General features: G+C 64.1%; 18 protein-coding genes. 7 read left to right on the top strand and 11 right to left on the bottom strand.

Going from position 1 to position 19280, the window contains the following annotated elements:
- Positions 1 to 10: 10 nt before the first annotated feature.
- Positions 11 to 586 carry a c-type cytochrome gene (locus AC1DSD_RS17485; RefSeq protein ID WP_478031873.1) on the top strand — a complete coding sequence of 192 codons (576 nt, stop codon included), beginning with the start codon at positions 11 to 13 and terminating at the stop codon, positions 584 to 586.
- Positions 587 to 766: 180 nt separating this feature from the next.
- On the opposite strand, the gene AC1DSD_RS17480 is transcribed toward AC1DSD_RS17485, so the two are convergent.
- Both AC1DSD_RS17480 and AC1DSD_RS17475 read right to left on the bottom strand, forming a co-directional pair.
- The gene (locus AC1DSD_RS17480) at positions 767 to 1651 is read right to left on the bottom strand and encodes a hypothetical protein (RefSeq protein ID WP_478031871.1); all 885 of its coding nucleotides are present in this window, start codon (positions 1649 to 1651) and stop codon (positions 767 to 769) included.
- A 69-nt stretch (positions 1652 to 1720) separates the two neighbouring features.
- Positions 1721 to 2950 carry a S8 family serine peptidase gene (locus tag AC1DSD_RS17475; protein ID WP_478031870.1) on the bottom strand — a complete coding sequence of 410 codons (1230 nt, stop codon included), beginning with the start codon at positions 2948 to 2950 and terminating at the stop codon, positions 1721 to 1723.
- A 105-nt stretch (positions 2951 to 3055) separates the two neighbouring features.
- Between AC1DSD_RS17475 and AC1DSD_RS17470 the strand changes: the two genes are divergently transcribed.
- Positions 3056 to 3520 carry an RNA polymerase sigma factor gene (locus AC1DSD_RS17470; protein WP_478032031.1) on the top strand — a complete coding sequence of 155 codons (465 nt, stop codon included), beginning with the start codon at positions 3056 to 3058 and terminating at the stop codon, positions 3518 to 3520.
- Positions 3517 to 4197: an anti-sigma factor family protein gene (locus AC1DSD_RS17465; protein ID WP_478031869.1), complete on the top strand. Its 681-nt coding sequence runs from the start codon at positions 3517 to 3519 to the stop codon at positions 4195 to 4197. Before AC1DSD_RS17470 ends, AC1DSD_RS17465 begins: the two co-directional genes overlap by 4 nt.
- Positions 4198 to 4227: 30 nt before the next feature.
- Here AC1DSD_RS17465 and AC1DSD_RS17460 read toward each other — a convergent pair whose 3' ends face one another.
- Both AC1DSD_RS17460 and AC1DSD_RS17455 read right to left on the bottom strand, forming a co-directional pair.
- Positions 4228 to 4521: a hypothetical protein gene (locus AC1DSD_RS17460; protein ID WP_478031868.1), complete on the bottom strand. Its 294-nt coding sequence runs from the start codon at positions 4519 to 4521 to the stop codon at positions 4228 to 4230.
- A gap of 488 nt (positions 4522 to 5009) precedes the next feature.
- Positions 5010 to 6050, bottom strand: a complete 1041-nt coding sequence (locus AC1DSD_RS17455) for a glycosyltransferase family 2 protein (protein ID WP_478031866.1) — start codon at positions 6048 to 6050, stop codon at positions 5010 to 5012.
- A 192-nt stretch (positions 6051 to 6242) separates the two neighbouring features.
- Between AC1DSD_RS17455 and AC1DSD_RS17450 the strand changes: the two genes are divergently transcribed.
- From AC1DSD_RS17450 to AC1DSD_RS17440, 3 genes are read left to right on the top strand one after another with little or no spacing between them, the layout of a single operon-like run.
- Positions 6243 to 7394 carry a glycosyltransferase family 2 protein gene (locus tag AC1DSD_RS17450; protein WP_478031865.1) on the top strand — a complete coding sequence of 384 codons (1152 nt, stop codon included), beginning with the start codon at positions 6243 to 6245 and terminating at the stop codon, positions 7392 to 7394.
- On the top strand, positions 7391 to 9403 hold the full coding sequence (locus AC1DSD_RS17445; protein WP_478031864.1) for a glycosyltransferase family 2 protein: 2013 nt from the start codon (positions 7391 to 7393) through the stop codon (positions 9401 to 9403). The genes AC1DSD_RS17450 and AC1DSD_RS17445 overlap by 4 nt, the downstream gene beginning before the upstream one ends.
- Positions 9404 to 9409: 6 nt before the next feature.
- A complete protein-coding gene (locus tag AC1DSD_RS17440) occupies positions 9410 to 11203 on the top strand; it encodes an ABC transporter ATP-binding protein (protein ID WP_478031863.1) in 1794 nt (597 codons plus the stop codon).
- On the opposite strand, the gene galE is transcribed toward AC1DSD_RS17440, so the two are convergent.
- From galE to AC1DSD_RS17425, 3 genes are all read right to left on the bottom strand, one after another.
- Positions 11181 to 12185: a UDP-glucose 4-epimerase GalE gene (gene galE / locus AC1DSD_RS17435; protein WP_478031861.1), complete on the bottom strand. Its 1005-nt coding sequence runs from the start codon at positions 12183 to 12185 to the stop codon at positions 11181 to 11183. The genes AC1DSD_RS17440 and galE overlap by 23 nt on opposite strands.
- Positions 12182 to 13183 (bottom strand): UDP-glucuronic acid decarboxylase family protein, encoded by a 1002-nt coding sequence (locus tag AC1DSD_RS17430; protein ID WP_478031859.1) that lies wholly within the window; start codon positions 13181 to 13183, stop codon positions 12182 to 12184. Before AC1DSD_RS17430 ends, galE begins: the two co-directional genes overlap by 4 nt.
- Positions 13184 to 13480: 297 nt before the next feature.
- Positions 13481 to 14167 carry a class I SAM-dependent methyltransferase gene (locus tag AC1DSD_RS17425; RefSeq protein ID WP_478031858.1) on the bottom strand — a complete coding sequence of 229 codons (687 nt, stop codon included), beginning with the start codon at positions 14165 to 14167 and terminating at the stop codon, positions 13481 to 13483.
- A 735-nt stretch (positions 14168 to 14902) separates the two neighbouring features.
- Between AC1DSD_RS17425 and AC1DSD_RS17420 the strand changes: the two genes are divergently transcribed.
- Positions 14903 to 15091: a hypothetical protein gene (locus tag AC1DSD_RS17420; protein WP_478031857.1), complete on the top strand. Its 189-nt coding sequence runs from the start codon at positions 14903 to 14905 to the stop codon at positions 15089 to 15091.
- Between the two features lie 117 nt (positions 15092 to 15208).
- On the opposite strand, the gene AC1DSD_RS17415 is transcribed toward AC1DSD_RS17420, so the two are convergent.
- The 4 genes from AC1DSD_RS17415 to AC1DSD_RS17400 form a co-directional block, all read right to left on the bottom strand.
- On the bottom strand, positions 15209 to 16474 hold the full coding sequence (locus AC1DSD_RS17415; RefSeq protein ID WP_478031856.1) for a glycoside hydrolase family 5 protein: 1266 nt from the start codon (positions 16472 to 16474) through the stop codon (positions 15209 to 15211).
- A 514-nt stretch (positions 16475 to 16988) separates the two neighbouring features.
- Positions 16989 to 17525 (bottom strand): UDP-N-acetylglucosamine--LPS N-acetylglucosamine transferase, encoded by a 537-nt coding sequence (locus AC1DSD_RS17410; RefSeq protein ID WP_478031855.1) that lies wholly within the window; start codon positions 17523 to 17525, stop codon positions 16989 to 16991.
- A 10-nt stretch (positions 17526 to 17535) separates the two neighbouring features.
- Positions 17536 to 18093: a polysaccharide biosynthesis/export family protein gene (locus AC1DSD_RS17405; protein ID WP_478031853.1), complete on the bottom strand. Its 558-nt coding sequence runs from the start codon at positions 18091 to 18093 to the stop codon at positions 17536 to 17538.
- A gap of 44 nt (positions 18094 to 18137) precedes the next feature.
- Positions 18138 to 19265, bottom strand: a complete 1128-nt coding sequence (locus AC1DSD_RS17400; protein ID WP_478031852.1) for a glycosyltransferase family 4 protein — start codon at positions 19263 to 19265, stop codon at positions 18138 to 18140.
- Positions 19266 to 19280 lie beyond the last annotated feature (15 nt).

Genomic DNA, 19280 nt, shown 5'->3' with positions numbered 1-19280 from the left:
GAGGAAGATGATGGACAGAGAGACGATGCGGCGCCACCTACCGAGCATCCCGTTCGTCGGCGTGTTCGCTGCGCTGGGGCTGATCCTCGCCGCCGCCTTCGTCTATTTCGGTATCTACAATATCGCGGCCGATGCACCGCACACACCTGTCGTTCATTCGCTGATCGAAAGCCTGCGCGACCGCTCGATCGCGGTTCGTGCGCGCGGCATCACACCGCCCGCCGATCTGAATTCGCCGCAGCGCGTTGCGGCGGGAGCCGGCCTTTACGGCGAAATGTGCTCGAGCTGCCATCTCGGCCCCGGCGTCGAGCGGTCGGAGTTGAGCCAGGGTCTTTATCCGCAGGCGCCCGATCTTGCCAAAGCGCAGGACCTGAGCGCGGGCGAGCAATTCTGGATCATCAAGCACGGCGTCAAGCTGAGTGCGATGCCGGCCTGGGGCAAAACCCATCCGGATCCATTGATCTGGGACATGGTCTCGTTCGTGCGCCGGCTGCCGGGCATGTCGCCCGAAGAATATAAGCGCCTCGTCGCCAGTGCACCGGAGGACCATGACGAGATGATGAAGGACATGCCCGGCATGAAATGATCATCGCGGCAAAGGGCAGGCGATCCCGGATTGGAGGCATGATGACGAAGAACGCCTGTGCAAGCGCGGGTCTGAAGGCATGGATCGCGGGCTAGAGAAACGGCGCGCCCAGCTTGGTGCTGGACGCGCCGTCAGGATGCGGGCCGCGTGCTATCCAGGGGCGCGACCCGTACCGTTCGGCTATTGAGCGGCGTCCTTGACGTCGCCCTTGCCCATCGCCGAGACCAAAGCGCTGCCCGAGCCCGAGAAGTTCGCGGCCGGCAGATCCGCCGTCTTCTTGCCGACGCGGACCAGCACGCTTTGTACCGTACCGCGAGCGGTCGAGCGCACCGACTGAACGGTCCCGATCGTACGCCCCTTGGCGTCGGTGACGGCCATCCCGGGGTTCACCGGGAAGGCGCCCGCATTCGCCGCGCCGCTGCCGGCCAGGGCCAGATTGCCCGTGCCCGAGGCCGCGCCGCCAAGTCCGGACAGCGTGCCCGCGCCGGCGGCGCTGCCGCTGCCCGACGCACTGCCGCCGAGCGACCGAGCGCTGGACGACAGATTGCCGGCTGTACCGCGAGCGCGCTCGGCCGCCGCGCCGGTGGCGTTCCGAGTCCGATCGACCGCGTTGCGCGTCGCGTCGGTCGCGCGCGAGGCGGTCCCGCGAACAGCATCCGTGCCGACCAGTTGTGCGTCGATGCCGGTGCCGGCGCTGCCCGCTGCCGATCCGCTGCCGGTCAGCGCGTTGTCGCCGATCAGGCTGCTGTTGCTCGCATTCGTGTCGGTCGAACTCGCATTGGATGCGCTGACCTTGCCCTTGCGGGTGTCGACGCTCTTGTGCGTCCTGCTCGAACTGCGCGTCGAGGTGGCGGTGTCGGTATCGACCGGCATGCGATCGATCATACCGCCCAGCGAGCCATTGCCCGAACCGCCGAGCGATCCGCTGGCCCCGCCGAGCGTTCCCCCAAGCGTTCCGCCGAGGGTGCCGCCAAGACCGCCGCCGCCGCCAAGCAGCTGCGCCGAAGCCGGGGTCGCGGCGATCGCGATCGCGAGCGTTGCCGCACCAAACAGGATCTTCATCATGACCATTCTCCTTGTTTCTGCCCGGAGAACGGCGCCCGACACGGTTTTAATCCCGCGGCTGCGGAAAAATTATTTCGCGGGCGTTCGACACTCACCGCAGACCAGGCCCCGGCCATAAATTTTGTCGGGCCCGCGCGGTCCCAGGTCACGCGACACCGTGTCGACGCGTTTGAGCGCGGCGCCAATCGCGGTGGGCGAAGGCGACGGATAGAAGCGAGCGATCGTCGCCGCGACCAAGGGCGCCGCGAAAGACGTTCCCCGCGCTCGAAAGACCCGACCGGCAATCCCCGCCGCCAGCATGTCCGCGCCGGGCGCCGCATAATCGAGATGACTCGCGCGCCCAGCCTCGATCAGCACGCGGTTGCGCCCATCGACCCCGGTCACGGCGATCACGCCCGGATACGAAGCGGGAAACCCCGGCGGCGCGGCGGGGCCGTTATTGCCGACCGCCGCCACGATCACGAGCCCGCGCGCCTGTGCCGCCGCCACCACCTTGGCCAGCAACGGATTGGCGGGTCCGACCAGGCTGATCGTCACCACCGGCACGCGCTGCTGAACCATCCAGCCCAGCGCTTTCGCGATCGCGGTTGCATTGCCGCCCGCGGGATCGCTGCCATAGACATCGGCCGAAGCGATCCGCGCGCCAGGCAAGCCGCCGCGCACATTGCCCGACCCGCCGATCAACGATGCGACGGCGGTGGCATGGTCATTGTCTCGCGGCGCGCCGGCGGCGAATCCGGTCGAGATGGCCGCCCCGGCAACGCCGCCATCGATCACGCCGATCAGCGTGCCGTCGCCGCTTGCCACCGGAGCGGGGCGACCGTTCATGGCTCCACTCGGCATGTGGAGTTGATCCGCGCTGACCTCGCCGCCGAGCCTGCGAATTTCCCTTATCGCCGACGCGAGAGACTGTTGGCCGGGCACCGCAAGGCGAGCGAAACCCACGCCCAGCACGTCGCCACGCTCGATCACGCGATATCCCTTGGCAACGGCCGCGGCGATCACGTCATCCTTCGGATCGTCGATAACGACTTCCCCGGCGCGCGCCGGAAAGCCGTCCGGGTCGAGCGCGATACGGTCCGGATTGTCGTGGATCAGCCGCGCGATCGTGGCGCGGCGCGCCTGGTCGAGCATGCGTGCGGCGTCCGAGGGCGCGCGGAGTACGTCATCGGCCAAGCCTCGTGCGACCGGCAGGCCCGGCACGTCGATCGGGAGAGCGGGAAGCCTGGGCACGAGTTGCGCGCCCGCCGCCGTCGCGCCGGCGAGCAAGATCAGGGCAATGACCATGTGACGCAGCACGCAAATCCTTTCGCCTGGCAAAAATCATTCTGCGTGGATTAAACGGGCGACGCCATCCGTTTCATCCAGACGAAGGGAATTGGCTTGGCCGCTTTCGAAAACGAGATGCTTGCGTTGCTGCCGCGCCTGCGGCGGTTCGCGCGTGCGCTCGCCCGCGACGCGGCGGACGCCGACGATCTGTGTCAAATGACGGTCGAAAAGGCGTTGCTTGCGCGCGGATCGTGGCAGCCTGGAACGAGATTGGACAGCTGGATGTACCGGATCATGCGCAATGCCTGGATCGATACCGCCCGTGCCCGCGGCAGGGCGTCGGAGACCTTTGTCGATGCCGAGGCCGGGGCGGGAGTGGGCGGTGACGGCGGAGCCGAGGCGCGTGTCGCGCTTGGCGAGGTCGACGCGGCGATGCGGCGATTGCCGGATGAACAGCGAGAGGCGGTGGCGCTCGTGCTGGTCGAGGGCCTGGCCTATAAGGAAGCGGCCGAGGTGCTCGATATCCCGATGGGCACGCTCACCTCGCGGCTGGTGCGGGGCCGACAGGCGCTGATGCTCGATCTTGGAGAAGCGGCGTGACGATCGAGCCCGAAATGCTGATGGCCTATGCCGATGGCGAGCTTGATCCGCTCAACGCCAAGCGGGTCGAGCGCGCGATGGCCGGCGATCCGGCGCTTGCCCAACAGGTCGAACGCCACCGCGCGCTGCGCAAGCGGATCTCGGATAGCTTTGCGCCGATTGCCGACGAGCAGGTTCCCGACCGGCTGGCCGCTCTGTTGAAAAGCAATGTCGTCGACTTGCCGGCGCCCGGGACGCGCCCGATCCTGACGCGATGGCGCGCGGCGGCGGCATTGGCGGCGTGCCTGGTGCTTGGCCTGATGATCGGAATGAGCATGTCACGCGGACCCGTCTCCTCGGGAGCAGGCGGGCTATATGCCTCGGGATCGCTCGCCGCTGCTCTTGATAATCAAATCGGTGGCGCCGACGGGGCGGTGAAGGTGGCTGTCAGCTTCCGCGACAAACTGGGTGCTTATTGTCGGGTGTTCAGCTCGAGCGCGACCGACGGCATTGCCTGTCGCGACGCGTCCGGCTGGGCGCTGCGCCGCACGCAGCAGGGATCGACGACACAGCGTGGCGACTATGCGCAGGCCGGATCGCCCGATCCCGACCTCATGGCGGCAGCGCAGGACATGATGGCCGGCGAGCCGCTCGACGCAAAGGCGGAAGCAGCGGCGCGCGGCTCGGGGTGGCGCTAAGGGCCACCCGCGCCTAGAGGCGGCGACGCGTCAGTCGCGTCGCAGTGCGACGAGCCGCGCGCCGCGCACGGTCGGAATAACCGCCACCTTGTTGAGCAACGTTTCCGCGCGCGGGTCCTCCAGCCGGCCGAGGTCGATCGAGAGTTTGAGGCTGGCGCGGTGCCGGGTGAGCGCGATGCCGTACGGGATCTCGTCGAATTGCGCGACAAGGCCGAGCAGGCGCGGCAGCAGATTGGGGCAGACGTCGCCACTGACATGCAGGCGGACGAGGTTTGGACGAGCAGTTTTGGGCGCACGTGGGGCGCGAGTTTGACCAGGAAGCACGCTGAATTACTTTCAAGAAGCTGGGCAGGAACGGCGGGGCGCTCGATCACGCCCGGCCGACGACGCGCCGGATCAGCCGATCCGGCTGATGCTAATTCGCGCCTGGGTATCCCGCATTCGTGCGCGCGCAAGGTCCGGGCGAAGACGCCCGGCCGCTACGTCGAGAATCGCGCGCATGGTCATGCCGACCATATAGAATCGCATTTTCGCTTTGACCAGCCGGATGTCCGCAGATGGATGCTCCTCGCGCGAAGGAAGGCCTGCTTAACTGAAGGATGCTGGATGCCCCGTGAGGATTCGAACCTCAATTGACGGAGTCAGAGTCCGTTTCTACTCACGCATTTCTACAGGTTTCTGGCTTCATATTTGCATTGGTGTTGCAGGCGATCAGTGCGGCAGGAAGCCGCTTAGCACCACCGCCGACCCGATAACAAACGCCATAAGGTTGATGACGGCGGCTAGCGAAATTCGGTCTCTCCGACGCGCCGCTAACGGAGGCAGTCGGCGCTATCAGGTCGAGAAAGATTGCCATTCGGCCGAGCCGGCGGAGCCTTGCAATAGAAAGTGCGTTGGAGCGACGCTAGCTCGGGGGCCTGAACGCAAGTCTCCCGCAGATAGTGCGAGCCCCTTCCCGATGCGTAGCGCGCCCGCAGCGTCATGAGGGTGCTTGCGGGCAGCTTTCCGAGCAACCTTATCAGGAACCCAGGATCATATCGCCCGATCGCGGCCGCTAGCGACGCGACTTCGCCGAAACGCCGCCGAGCGATCGAACGATGGAAGAGCGCGCGGCTCAGCCGGTTGCGCCCTTCGCGGAATCGACTTTCAAGCGCCGGATGGCGCGGCAGCAGGTCGGCAATGCACAGATCGCGCGATCGCAACATCTGCAGCCCGTCGCTGGACATGTTATTGTGGGTGTGGCGGTATCCGGTAAGCGCTTCCGGAACCAGCGCGAAATGGTGACGTTCGGCAATCTCGAAATAGAGCTTCCAGTCCTCACATCCCTGCCCGCCCCGTGCGCGCAACGTCGCGTCGAAGCCGCCGACCTCCTCGATCGCGGTGCGGCGAATGAGTGGCGAGCTGCCATTGCCGATGAAGTTGTAATAAGCGAGCGGATCGAGCACGTCCCCTTCGTGACGTATCTGCGGCCCCCACTTGATTATGCGCGACTGGCCATCGAGCAGCGCGAACCACGTATATACCAGCGCGACCCGAGCATCGCTCCTGGCGAATACCGCTAGTTGCTGCTCGATCTTGCGCGGGGCCCAGAGATCGTCGGCGTCGAGAAGGGCAACAAACTCTCCCTCCGCCGCCGCAACGCCGGCGTTGCGCGCCGCGGCCACGCCGGCATTGGCCTGGCTGATAACCGAGACGCGCGGATCCTCGGCACCATGCGCCGCCGCCACTGCCGCGGTATCGTCCGTCGAGCCGTCATCGACGACGATGATCTCGAGATGGCGATGAGACTGGCCACGCGCACTCGCCAGTGTTTGATCGAGTGTCTGCCCGGCGTTGTACGCAGGAATAACCACTGAAACCTTGATCCCGCTTTCTCCCACGCTGCTTCCTCGAAGGGGTACCCCTGCCTATCGACACAAAATACCATGGAAGAGGGCGCTTTCGAGGCGGCGCCCGTCGTGCCCCAGGACCGCATTGCCGCAATCGGCGCCAATGCGACGTTGTTGATGCACCCTTCGTCGGACAAAGAGTCGATGGAGAAGCTTATGCCCCGAATCCAGATCGAGCACATCGATGCCGCAGCGGGATTGCAGCCTCTCCTCCGCATCGAGGCCGAAACCCTGCTCGTCTTTTGGCGGGGCGATAGACCGGTGGGGCAGGTAATCGATCAGGGTCCCCCCGGAACACTCATCGATCTGTCACGACATTGGGCACAGCTGGCAGAGACGGCGCCCGATGCCGGCGCATACCGCTCGGCGAGATCCCCATCGACGGGTGCGACGGCATCGCTCGTCATCTGCACGCGCGATCGACCGGAAGAACTGATCCGCTGCCTCGCTTCGCTGGAGAAACAGACGCGGACACCAGATGAGGTAATCGTCGTCGACAATGCGTCGCGCGATGGGCGAACGCGCGCCGCCGCAGAGGCCGCGCGGGTGATCTATGTCCGTGAGGAGCGCCCCGGCCTTGATATCGCCCGCAATGCCGGCGTGCGCGCCGCGCGTGGCGATATCATCGCCTTCACCGATGACGATGTGCGATTGCATCCGTCCTGGTTCGAATGGCTGACGGGCGCGCTTGAGGATGGGACGGCGATGGCCGCGACCGGGCTCGTCCTTCCAGCCGAGCTTGAGACTGAGGCGCAACAGATTTTCGAGCGACACTGGGGTTTCGGGCGCGGTTATGATCCGCAGTTGTTCGGCGCCGAATTCTTCGCCGCCGACACGAAGACAGGCAGCGAGGTTTGGAAGATCGGGGCGGGCGCGAGCATGGCGTTCCGCCGTGCGGCCTTCGATCGGGCGGGGCTATTCGACGAAAGACTGGATGTGGGCGCGGCCGGCTGCTCCGGCGACTCCGAATTCTGGCACCGGATACTGAGCAAGGGCGGCGTCTGCCGCTACGAGCCGGCCGCCGTCGCCTTTCACTATCACCGCCGCGATCTCGCGGGGCTCAGCTCGCAGATCTACCATTATATGAAGGGGCATTCGGCCGCGTTGCTTGTGCAATATGAGCGCAGCCGCAATCGCGGCAACCTGTGGCGCGCGTTCAATTTTCTGCCGCGCTATTATGCGGGCCGCAGCTGGAAACGGCTGCGCTACGGAGAGCGGCCCGAGAACCGGTTTCTGCGACAAGAGATTGCGGGGTTCGTCGCGGGGATCGCATATTATCTGCGCCGCGCACGTTCGAACCGGGGATGAGCGCGGTTTCGATCATCGTTCCGGCACGCGATGCGGCCCATACGCTGCCGGCCGCGCTGGACAGCGTCATCGAACAGCGTTTCGGCGATTGGGAGGCGATCGTAATCGACGATGGATCTACCGACGCCACCATGGAGATAGCGGACCGCTACGCTACCCGCGATCCGCGTTTTCGCATCGGATCCACTCCGGGCACCGGCGTATCGGCGGCGCGTAACGCAGGGATCACCATCGCGAACGGGCGGCGGCTGCTCTTCCTCGATGCCGATGATTGGCTCGCACCCGATCAGCTCGGCCGGCTGTTCGATGCCGCGGAGGCCGCGCCGGATGCCGTGGCGAGCTATTGCGGCTCGATGCGCGTCGCGGCGGGCGGGCATGGCTTCCTCCCGCGTTTCAGCCGGGAGATCGCCGACGCGGGGCAGCTTTTCGCCCGGCGCAACGGCCTTGCCGTGCATGCGGCGCTCGTCTCGCGCGACCATGTCGAAGCGATCGGTGGCTTCGACCCCGATCTCCAAACCTGCGAAGACTGGGATCTATGGCAAAGACTGGCGATCGAACGGGGGGCTTTCGTGCCCGTGCCGGGGCTGCACGCCCCGTATCGGTTGCATCCCGGTTCGCTATCGCAGCAGGTCGACCAACTCCACGCCGACGGACTGACCGTGATCGGCCGGGGTTTTGCCGCACTCCGCGACAAGGGCGCGCAGGCGGAACTCGCGCAATCCGCCGCGGAGCAGGCGTCGGCGCATTTCACCCTCTGGTGCGCGACGATTGCGGCGGCGCGAGGCAAGCCGCTGGGCGCGCCGTTTCGTACCTCCATCGCGAACGGCGAGGCGGGGCCACTGGCATCGATGATTCTCGAAGCCCTGTGCGTGGGCGCATGCTGCTCACCGGCTGCGCTCGCGGCGCGTGCCGACTGGATGGAGGATATCGTCGATGGCCTGTTGGCCAAGCTCGACGATCTTGGGCTGCGCCGCGCGGTTCGGAATAGCCTGCACAGGTCGCTCGGCATCGGTGGCACCGATGCTCCGCTCGTGAGCGTGGTCATTCCCGCCTATAACGGGGAAGGGACGATCGACGAAACCCTGCGCAGCGTGCGAGCGCAGACTCATCGCCAGCTTGAGATCATCGTCGTCGACGACGGCTCGCGCGACGGCACGGTCGAAACCGTGCTGGCCCATGCGACGGTCGATCCCCGCGTCAGCGTGATGCGGCAACCTAATGCCGGCGTAGCGGCGGCGCGCAATACGGGATGGCGATCCGCGGCGGCCGACCTGATCGCCTTTGTCGATGCCGACGACCTCTGGGCACCGATGAAGATCGCGCGCCAGCTCGAAGCGCTCGACGCGGCCGGGGGGCGGGCGGGGCTCGCTTACACTTGGTATGCGCGGATCGATCCGGACAGCCGCGTTATCAGCGTCGGCCATCGGCCCAATGCCCGAGGACAGGTGCTGCAGGACATCTTCAGGGGCAATTTCATCGGCAACGGCAGCGCGGCGCTGATCCGGCGCGCCGTGTTGGAGGAGGTTGGCGGTTTCGACTCCGGCTTGCGCGCGCGGGGAGCGCAGGGCTGCGAGGATTTCTCGATCTATTTCCGCATCGCCGAGAATTACGACTTCGCGCTCGTTCCGGAACCGCTGACGGGCTATCGGACGCTGCCCGGCAATATGTCGAGCGATATGCTCCAGATGTTGCGGTCGTGGCGCATCGTCGCCGACGAGATGGTCGAGCGCCATCCGGAATCGCGAGCCGCGATTACCGAGGGCCTCGCAAATTACCTCGAATGGTGCGCGTTATCGGCGGCCGAGCGCGGTGACTTCAGGTTGGTGTGGCGTTTTTTCCTTGATCTAATTTGCACCTCGCCGGGGCAGGCGCTGCGACTCGTCGTCGGTCCTTTGGCCCGTCGGCTTGCGAAGGGAGCACGGCATCGCCTTGGCCGTTCGCCGCGCTGGAAAACCCACTACGTGCGGTTCGCAATCGGCGATCCCGACCACGCCATGGCCGCAGCATAGCCGGGCATGCGCATCGGCAGCATGATCACCGGGCGCCTATCGACACTACGGGATCTTCGCGCACTGCTGGACATCGTCCCGGCGGCGCGGCGGGCGGCACCATTGCTGATCTTCCTCGGCCTCGCCGCGTCCCTGGCGGAGACCATCGGCATCAGCCTGGTCATCCTCTTCCTGTATGTGACGATGGGCCGGCTGGGCAGCGGCAATGGCATGACGCGGATGTTCGGCCCCGCCGCCGAATGGGCAATGCACCTGCTTGGTGGCACCGCGCCGCTGGCAGTGGCGATCTTCGCGTTGATCGTTCTGCGCGGGTGGATCGCTTATTGGTATAGCCGGATATCAGCAGCGCTGAGCGCGCAAATCAGCGAGGCGGCGCGCAATGCAATCCACCTCCAATATCTCGAAGTGTCCTACGATTTCATTCGCCGGCACAGCCAGGCCGAGCTGATGGACGTTCTGGGCACGGACAGCTGGGCTGTGGCGAGCGCCTACCGAGCGTTTACGCGGATCATCATCAACCTGTCGGCGATCCTCGTCTTCGCCGCGTTCATCCTGGTGCTGTCGTGGCAGATCACGCTTGCCGCCGCGATCTCGGCTATCCTTGTCTCGGTCTGCATCGGCCGACTTTCGCAGCCCGTTGCCGCTTTGGGGGCCACGGTGAAGGCTGAGCATCAGTCGATGGGCGGGCGGATGCTGATGACGCTGCAGGGAATGCGCGCCATCCGCGCCTATCGCCGCGAGGCCGCGCAGCACGCCCATTTCGTCGAATCCTCGGCTGCCGCCCGCGAGGGCCTGACGCGCGTCGAGCGACTGTCGGCCGCGATCGGGCCCGCAACGGAAGTGGGCTACCTCGCCATCCTGTGCCTGATCGTGGCGAGCGCGGGTCTGTTGGCGATCGATTTTCAAACGACGCTTACCATCGTCGCACTGTTGTATCGGCTCCAGCCGCACCTGCGGGAGTTCGAGGACAATCTGCTTTATCTATCCCATACCGAACCACAGATTCGCGCGGTCCGTGCGATGGTCGACCGGGCCGACAAGACCTTCCCGGAAGACGGGCACGAGCCGCTTCCCATCGACTATCCCGCGATCATGCTGGAGGGCGTCGACTTTGGCTATGACGGCCAGCCCGTGCTGCGCGATGTCAGCCTGACCATTCCGCGCGGCAAGGTAACCGCGCTGGTCGGGGCGAGCGGATCGGGCAAGACGACTATCGTCAACCTGCTGCTGCGTCTTTACGAGCCAGATCGGGGCCGTTTGACGGTTGGCGACACTCCGCTCGCTTCGGTGCGGCGCGCCGATTGGCTGGGGAAGATCGCCGTCGCGGGCCAGGACATCGATTTGGTCGAGGGCACGGTACGCGACAATGTCAGGATGGCGCGTCCCGATGCCGACGAAGTCGCGCTGGCGCACGCCTACCGGCTGTCAGGGCTGGGCGATTTCCTGGCGGGGCTGCCACACGGTGATGAAAGCTGGATTGGGCAGCAGGGGCTTAATCTCTCGGGCGGGGAGCGACAGCGCGTTGGCATCGCGCGCGCGGTACTGCGCGAGCCCGATTTGCTCATCCTGGACGAGGCAACCAGCGCGCTCGACGGCGCACTGGAAGCGCAGGTGCGGGCAGGCCTGCATGCGCATTTCGCGGGCCGCACGATGCTGATCATCACGCATCGTCTGGAGACGGTTCGCACCGTCGATCATGTCGTTCGACTGACGGAAGGACGTGTCGTCGGCGCCGGGTCGCCGGATGACATATTGCGTTCGGCGGATGCCGGTCCGGTCAGAGTGGTTGAGGCGGGTTAGCGGATCGGCGGGTCCGCCGGTGCCAGGCGAGCGCGGTCCGGACGATGGTGTCGATGTCCGACCGTTCGGCTTTCCAGCCCAGTTCGCGTAGCGCCTTGGTCGGATCGGCGATCAATATCGGCGGATCCCCCGCGCGCCGCGGACCGGTTTTGATGGCGCGGTCCGAACCGCATGCCGCCGCCACGGCATGGGCGATTTCGAAGACGGTCGTGCCCTTGCCGGTGCCGAGATTGAAAGCGTGAAAGCCTTTGTTTCCGGCGATCCATTCGCCCGCCAGCACATGGGCCCGCGCCAGATCCTCGACATGGATATAGTCGCGGACGGCACTCCCATCGCGCGTGTCGAAATCGGTCCCAAACACCGTGAAGGGCCGCTCTCCGTCCAGCGCGCCTTCGATCGCCAGCGGAATCACATGTGTTTCGGGATCATGGCATTCCCCGATCAATCCGTCGCTGTCGCAACCGGCAGCGTTGAAATAGCGCAGCGCGACGCTGTCCAAGCCATAGGCTACGGCATGATCGGCGAGCATGCGTTCCACGAACAGCTTGGACCAGCCATAGGGGTTGATCGGCGATTGCGGGTGATTCTCGTCGATCGGCACGACCCGCGGCACGCCATAGGTCGCGCACGTGCTGGAGAAGATCAATTTGGAAAGACCCGCCGCGCGCATGCAATCGAGCAATGTCAGCGAACCCAGGCTGTTGTTGCGGTAATAGAGATCGGGCTGGCGCACCGATTCCTCCACATAAGCAAAGGCGGCGAAGTGCGCGACCAGATCGGGGCGAACCTCGTCCAGCGCCTTGTCGAGTGTCGGCGCGTCGAGGATGTCGCCATGGATCAGCGGTCCCCATCGCACCGCATCGGCATGGCCGCGCGAAAGGTTGTCATAGGCGACCACCTTCCAGCCCGCCGCGGCGAAGGCCTTGCAACAATGCGCACCGACATAGCCGGCACCGCCCATTACCAGCACGGTGCGCCTCATGTCGGCCGGCCCGAGACCGGCTCCAGCGTCCGGAAATAGTCGACGGTGCGGGTCAATCCCTGTTCCAGCGGCACCGTCGGTTCCCAGCCGAGAAGCGTGCGTGCGAGTGTGATGTCGGGCTGGCGCTGCCTCGGATCGTCCAGCGGAAGCGGCCGGTGCTCGATCGGCGATGTGCTGCCGGTCAGCGCGAGGACATGGTGGGCAAGCTCTGCCATGGTGAATTCGATAGGATTGCCGATGTTGATCGGGCCGGTGACGTCATCGCCGGTTTCCATCAGGCGAATGAGGCCGTCGATCAGGTCGTCGACATAGCAGAAGGAGCGGGTCTGCTGCCCGTCGCCATAGAGCGTGAGCGGCTCGCCGCGCAGTGCCTGCATGATGAAGTTGGAGACCACGCGTCCATCGTCGGGCTGCATGCGCGGACCATAAGTGTTGAAGATGCGCGCCACCTTGATCGGCATATGGTGCTGACGCCGGTAATCGAAGAACAGCGTCTCGGCACAGCGCTTGCCCTCGTCGTAGCAAGAGCGTGGCCCGATCGGATTGACGTGGCCCCAATAGGTTTCGGGCTGGGGATGCATCTCAGGATCGCCATAGACTTCGGAGGTCGAGGCCTGAAGAATCTTCGCGCCGGTCCGCTTGGCGAGGCCCAGCATGTTGATTGCGCCATGGACGCTGGTCTTGGTCGTCTGCACCGGGTCGTATTGATAGTGGATCGGGCTCGCCGGGCAGGCGAGATTGTAGATCTCATCGACTTCGACATAGAGCGGGAAGGTGATGTCGTGGCGCAGCAGTTCGAACTGCGGGTGATCGATCACCGCCATCAAATTGTCGCGCGTGCCGGTGAAAAAGTTATCGGCGCAGACGACATTGTGGCCCTGCTCGAGCAGCCGTTCGCACAAAAAGGATCCGAGGAAGCCCGCGCCCCCGGTCACCAGAATTGTTTTGCGCCGCGACGGCGTTCTACGCGGGCGCGCCGTCAAAGCGTGCAACGCCATGACCGACATATGTCTCGGTGCTGCAACGCAACATCAAAATGCATGCTGCTAGAAGCGACGACGGCCCCGCCGGTTCCCCGACGCCGCAAAAATTGAGTCGAAATCCGTTGAGGCGCGTTTCAATCAGGTCAGTGAACGGCCGCTTCACCGGCGTTCCGCCCGGCGGCCTTTTCGGTCGGATGTCGCAGTTGCGAACTCCGGCGGTCTGAAGAGACTCGGAAATCCACTTAACGGCCACAAATTTCGATTGTTGGCGGTCAGGCCTGCATAAAAAGTACCGGCGCCGGAGCGGCATCTCTATTCTATGTTTGGCAGGTCGGTGATCCGCCATAGGGAGATCTGGAATGGCACATCGGCGTGATGATCCTTCTGTCTGTCGAGCGGCGGTGGGAAGTGAAAAGGTGCCAGTGACAGGTTCAGATGTCGCCAACTCGCACCCGTGAACTTGTTGAGATTCCTCCCGGCGGAAGGCGTGTCGCTGACCAATAGCCACGTCGCGCCCGACCGGCGGAAGTTCTCCAGCATCGCCGCGATATCCTGAAAAGACAGATGCACCCAGCAATCCCTGCACAGGATCAGGTCGCTTTTCGGCAGCGGGTCTTTCGCGAGATCGGCCAGGATGAACCGTACTCCTGGGCGCGCGTATCGCGACTGATTGTCATCGATCACGCTCGGGACGATGTCCGCCCCGATATACTCTACCTCACCGAAATCGACGAGGCGCATCCAGTTCCAATCGCCGCACGGGGCATCCAGCACGAGCTTGACCCCGAGCCGGCCGACCAGGTCGGGGAGATAGGAACGCAGATCATCGGTCGCGGCGATCTCGGAACCGCATCCCGAGCCACTTTCCGCGCTTCCCCACAGCCGTTGCGAATAACATCTCTCGAACACGTGCTGACGGCTTCGCAGCTTGCGCAATATTTGCTGAACCCCGGGGGTATCTGCAATCGCATCGACTGTGCTTGTTTTGATACCGAACATGCTGTGCCCCCGCCGCTAGCAAACCGCGAGCGTTATGCGGAAATATCTTAGGCCCAGCGCGAAATACGGCCACGGAAAAGAAGTAGATAATCCCTCTCGTGGGAATAGGTGCTAGCGCCCGAGGCGCGTGTAACGGCCGTTCATTGGCGTGCGAGCAATATTCACAGTTGGACCAATAGGTTGCCGATGCCTAACGGCGCACCGAACCGGTAGCCGCACCTTGAGTGCCGCCCGTGTCCGGAGGCATCGGGCCGCCACGATCCTTCCCCGGAGACCGGTGTCTGATATCCGGTCGGCACAAGGGTGGAGCCTGGTTGAATTATCTGAGCGGCCCATAGCAGATGCGGTTAAGGAGCTTCTGGCGGTGCGGTATCCCACCAAGACCGACGATAACGGAGCCGTTGCGAAGGCGGGTTTGGTCGCCATCGATCCGCGGAGTTTGTCCTTCCTTTGACGCGACAACGAGCGTTGGCCGCCGAATGCCTGGCCCGAAAACCGGTGTCAGCATCAGGATTGATATCGAGATCGACGCCGATCATGAGGCGAATGTGTGCCTACCGCTTTGTGGGGATTTTAAGAGCCACATTTTCTGCTAAGGAAAAGTTACACCTCTTTGGCAACCAATTGCCGTTGACCTATCTGATCGGCCAACATGCGAACGTGTAATACTTAAGTGGTAGCTTCAGTGCGTAAGTATATGTAGCTTTCACGGATAAACATATAGAGTACGCGACCATGGATGTGATCGATATTCAATCTCTGCTAAATGGCCTGGGCATTGTCAGTAGCGTTTCCGGAACGGATCTTTCCTGTATCATCGAAGGTCTGTGCATGTGCGCACTCAGCGATGACGAAATGGGTCTGGCGGAATTGAGCCGTCTACTTTCCTGGCTACTGGGGAACACGCCGTCGCCGCTGAACTGAGCGAGTCGTCGGTGATGCTTTGGCGATAGGGGTCATGCTTGCCCTGCGGTCCGGACGCGAGCGCTGCCCGCAGGCATCGGCCGTCGGTACCTCAGGGTGCTCGGCGATCGGTGGCGATCACATGATCGCCTTGATGATCAACTTATCTGCTCCAACGATCGCTCCCGTGGAATCGGTCTGCGGGAAGACATTCATCGTATAGCTGTCGTTGGGATAGGGTTCGTCCTGATGCACGGTCATCGGTAGACCGACAGCGTTGACCGCGCTGACAAAGTTCTGAACGATCGGCATCCACTCGGTGCGATTGGGCGCGCCGAACTCGCCGATATGGCCCTTCGCTTCCAGGCCATGTTGTGCGAGCCATGATAGGAACGGGGTCACGCGCTGCACGCCGAGCTGAGTATTGCTGGGCGCCGCCTCGCCTCCACCGCCATAGACGCCGCTGGAATTGGCGTCGAAATATTGATGCGCGGAAAAGATCGTGCGGCCGGCCGGGTCGCTGAGCTGATGGATCGTCGGATTGTTCGATGCCCAGGACTCCGCGCTCGCCCATCCATAGCCATCGATGAAGATCGAGATCGAGGTGTTGATCTTGCGGATAGCGGTGATGGCGCTCTGGCATGCGCTCTGCCAGCCACTGGACCCGATCGCCAGATCGTGCGGCTCGTTCATCAACTCGATGCCCATGACCGCGGGATGACTGCCGAAGGTTTGCACGAGTTTGACGCAATAGTCGACAAAAGCATCGACGGGGAGCTGGGCGGACCCCAGTTGCGCCTGGGTCTTGCTCGCCCAGGTGCCGTTATAGCCGACATAGCGGCGACCATAATTGTGCGCGAGATCGAGGATCACACGAAGGTTGTTCCGCGCGGCGAGATCCAGATAGCGGTTCACCAGGTTGACGGGGTTGCGCAACGGGTTGTTGGGATCGGAATAATGGTCGAGCAATTGCTCGCCCAGGGCGCCGTTGAGACGAGGTTGCAGGCGTTCCCAGCTGCCTTGCAGCCGGACGTGGTCCATCCCGACGCTCGTGTAATATGTGAAGTGACCGTCGGGTATGACGAATACCTCGCCGTTGAGATAGCCCGGCAGGTGGTCGGGCGTCCCTTCGATCGACGACAGATTGACGCCACGACGGAGGCTGGCTGTCGGCGTAGGTGTTGGCGTCGGCGTGGGCGTGGGCGTGGGTGTAGGAGTTGGCGTAGGGGTCGGGCTGGGCGTCGGCGTTGGGCCCTTCGCGCCGCTCTTCCCCGGCGCCGTGCCGGTCTTGCCTGACGCGCCTCCGCAGCCTGTCAGCACGATGGCGGCGCCGGCGCCCAGCCAATGCAGCATCTTGCGACGGCTCGGCGGGGCATCGTTACCGGTCTCACGTTGAAGTGTCACTGCCCGTCTTCCTCATAAATCAAGTAAAATCATCAATTATCAAGAAGAAACCCAATGATAATCGAAATAGGTAAGTAAATTGTCACTACGCATCGCGACTGGCGGCCTGCGCAACGCAAGCGCCATTGCAACGGCGATGTTGATCGGAATCTCCGGCAAGAAGAAGCAGTTGTCGGTATGTCGCCGCCCAGACGGGCGCACCACAGCAGCGAAGCCGCTTGCGGAATCCGCCAGACTGGCTATCGGAGCGACGCGCCACTTCCATAGCGTGCAAGCATAGAGCGCGCTATTTTTGTGATGACTGGCCGAAAATTAGGGATTAGATCGTTGGAGTGAGATTGTCGGTGACCCTTACTATTTTGCGTTCTTGGACGCTACTTAGCGGAGTGGCCGTACCGAGCAAGTAATCCGAAAGAGGTAGGGTCGCGGGCCGTCGCGCGCCGACCCATTGGTCAGGCATCGTCGCCGGGCTTTGATTGACGCAAGTTAAGCAACCTGGGCGCGCGCCGCGACGTCAGATAATATTCCCCCAGAATTCAATGCCTTCATCTGCGGCGACATTGGGCCATTGCGCCAGGCAACGATGCGCGAACCGCTTCGCGATACGGCCCGAAGTCGAGATATGTTCGGCATTGGCGATGCTGTCGATCCAGATTGTCTTTGCGGCGAACAGACGCCCAAGAACGATAAATGGCAGCATCGGCGCCGATCCGGTAGTGAGGATCGCCGCCGGACGCTCCTTCCACAGGATCAGCAGCGCGCGGACAAACACCGGCGCGAAGGTCTTCAGCCGAAAGCGCGACGCATCCGGTACGGTGTAGTAACGCTGGCCGGCAACCACCTCGGCATAGCTGTCGAACGTCGAGACATAGGCGACGTCGAATCCCGCAAAGGCCGGGCGAAGCCGCAGCAATTCGATCCAGTGCCCGCCGCCGGACGCGCCGACCAGCAGCCGAGGCGGATTCCCGGCGATGCGGCTTCCGCCGCGATCACGCGGTGCCGGCGGCGACCGGCCGCGCACCGCTGTCGGCGAAACCGGGCCCGGCGTCATGTTCGCCAACTCAAAGCCGGCGTTCGGCGATGCGCACGGTGTCGCCGGGGCGCACGGGCGTCGACGGCGTCAGCGGGACCGTGATCTCGCTGTTGGTCAGGTCGCGGGTGATGAAGATTGTCTTCTCATTGGCGCGATAAGTGAAGCCTTGGGCGGTCGCGACCGCCTTCAGCACAGTGAGGCCGTTGGTGAAGGGGTATTGCCCCGGTTTGCCGACTTCGCCGAGGATGTAATAGGGTCGATATTCGATGACTTCGGCCGATACCCTGGGATCACGCACGATCTTGCGGTCAAGCAGTGCATTGGTGATCTTTGCCTGCAGTTCGACCGGCGTCGCGCCCTTTGCCGAAATCGTCCCGATCAGCGGCAGCGCGATGGCGTTGTCGGCGCCAATGATGAACTCGCCGCTCAGATTCTCGAAACCGAAGGTCGTCACGCGGATCTTGTCGCCGGCGCCCAACGTGTAGGCGGTGGCCTGTGGCGGCGGCCCGACCGGCAGCGACTCGGCGGCGCATCCGGCGACCGCGACTGCCAGTGCCGGCGCGATGAACGTTCGATAAATCCTCATGACACTCTCCCCATGAAGCCGTCACGACGTGGCGCGATCCCGCATCAACTCGGCGGAACCGCGATGCCGCGATGGGCCTCCTCCACAAAATGATCTGGCCGTGCCGGCGTTTTCGCCCGGGGGGCGAGCGCGGCGCGGTAACAGGCTTCGACATCGCGTAGGACGCGCGGCCAGCCGAATGTTTCAAGGCGATCGTCGAGGCGGTCGCGCTCGGCGTCGTCGCACGAATAGTAGGAAAGGTCGGTCAGGAACCGATCGACGCCGTCGTCGCGGTCGAAATCGATCGCGGTGCCGAAGCCGATCCGATCGAGCGTGCGGCGGAACGCCGGAATGTCGCTCAGCAGGGGATAGAGACCGGCAGCGATGCCCTCGACCGCCGCCAGGCCGAACCCTTCATAGGTCGACGCGCAGACATAAACGCGCGACCGCGCGATCAGCGCGGACAGTGCCGCGTCGCTCGGCGATACGTGAAATTCCACCATCCGGCCGATCCCCAGGTCGTCGCACAGCGACCGCAGCGACGCCTGCGAAACGCCCATCGCTTTACCCGCGACGATCAACCGCCATTCGGGATCGCGAGCGGCAAGCCTGGCGAACCAGCGGAGCAGCTGCTCGAGCCCTTTGTTGGGCGCCAGCCGGCCAAAATAGATCATGGTCTTTCCGGTGCGATTGGCGAGTCCGGTGAAGCGCTCGGTATCGACCGCGTTCTCGACGACATGGACGCGGTCGGGTGCGATCCGACGGAAGGTTTCGGCATCCTGCACGCTCGATGCCAGGACTGCCGCATAGCGGCGCAGCGTGAAGCGCGTGAGGGTGTTGAACCAGAGGCGCTTGATCGTATGCGCGAACTGGGTGTGAAAAAACCCGCCGTGCGTCGAAACGACCATCGTCGATCGGTGCAGCCACCGCGTCCAGCTCAAATAGTCGGCGGCGAATTCGATGCCATGGACATGGACCATGTCGGGCCGGCCGAGCTGGCGAAGGATGCCCGGGGCGAGCGGATAGCGAATGCCACCGACAAAACCGACGCGCCGGATTTCGACGCCGCCGCGCAAATCGACCGGGGGCAGAGTAGTGGTTGGGCCGTCGAAGATGCGGTTGAGCGTCACTACTCGGACGCGGTGCCCTGCCGCGGCCTGGCGCTCGGCGAGCGCCCGAACGAAATTCTCCATGCCGCCGATCCCGGG

Source organism: Sphingomonas sp. P4_D12 (assembly GCF_056401895.1).
Note: the sequence above shows the minus strand (reverse complement) of the source record. Positions and strands in the feature narration are given on the sequence as shown.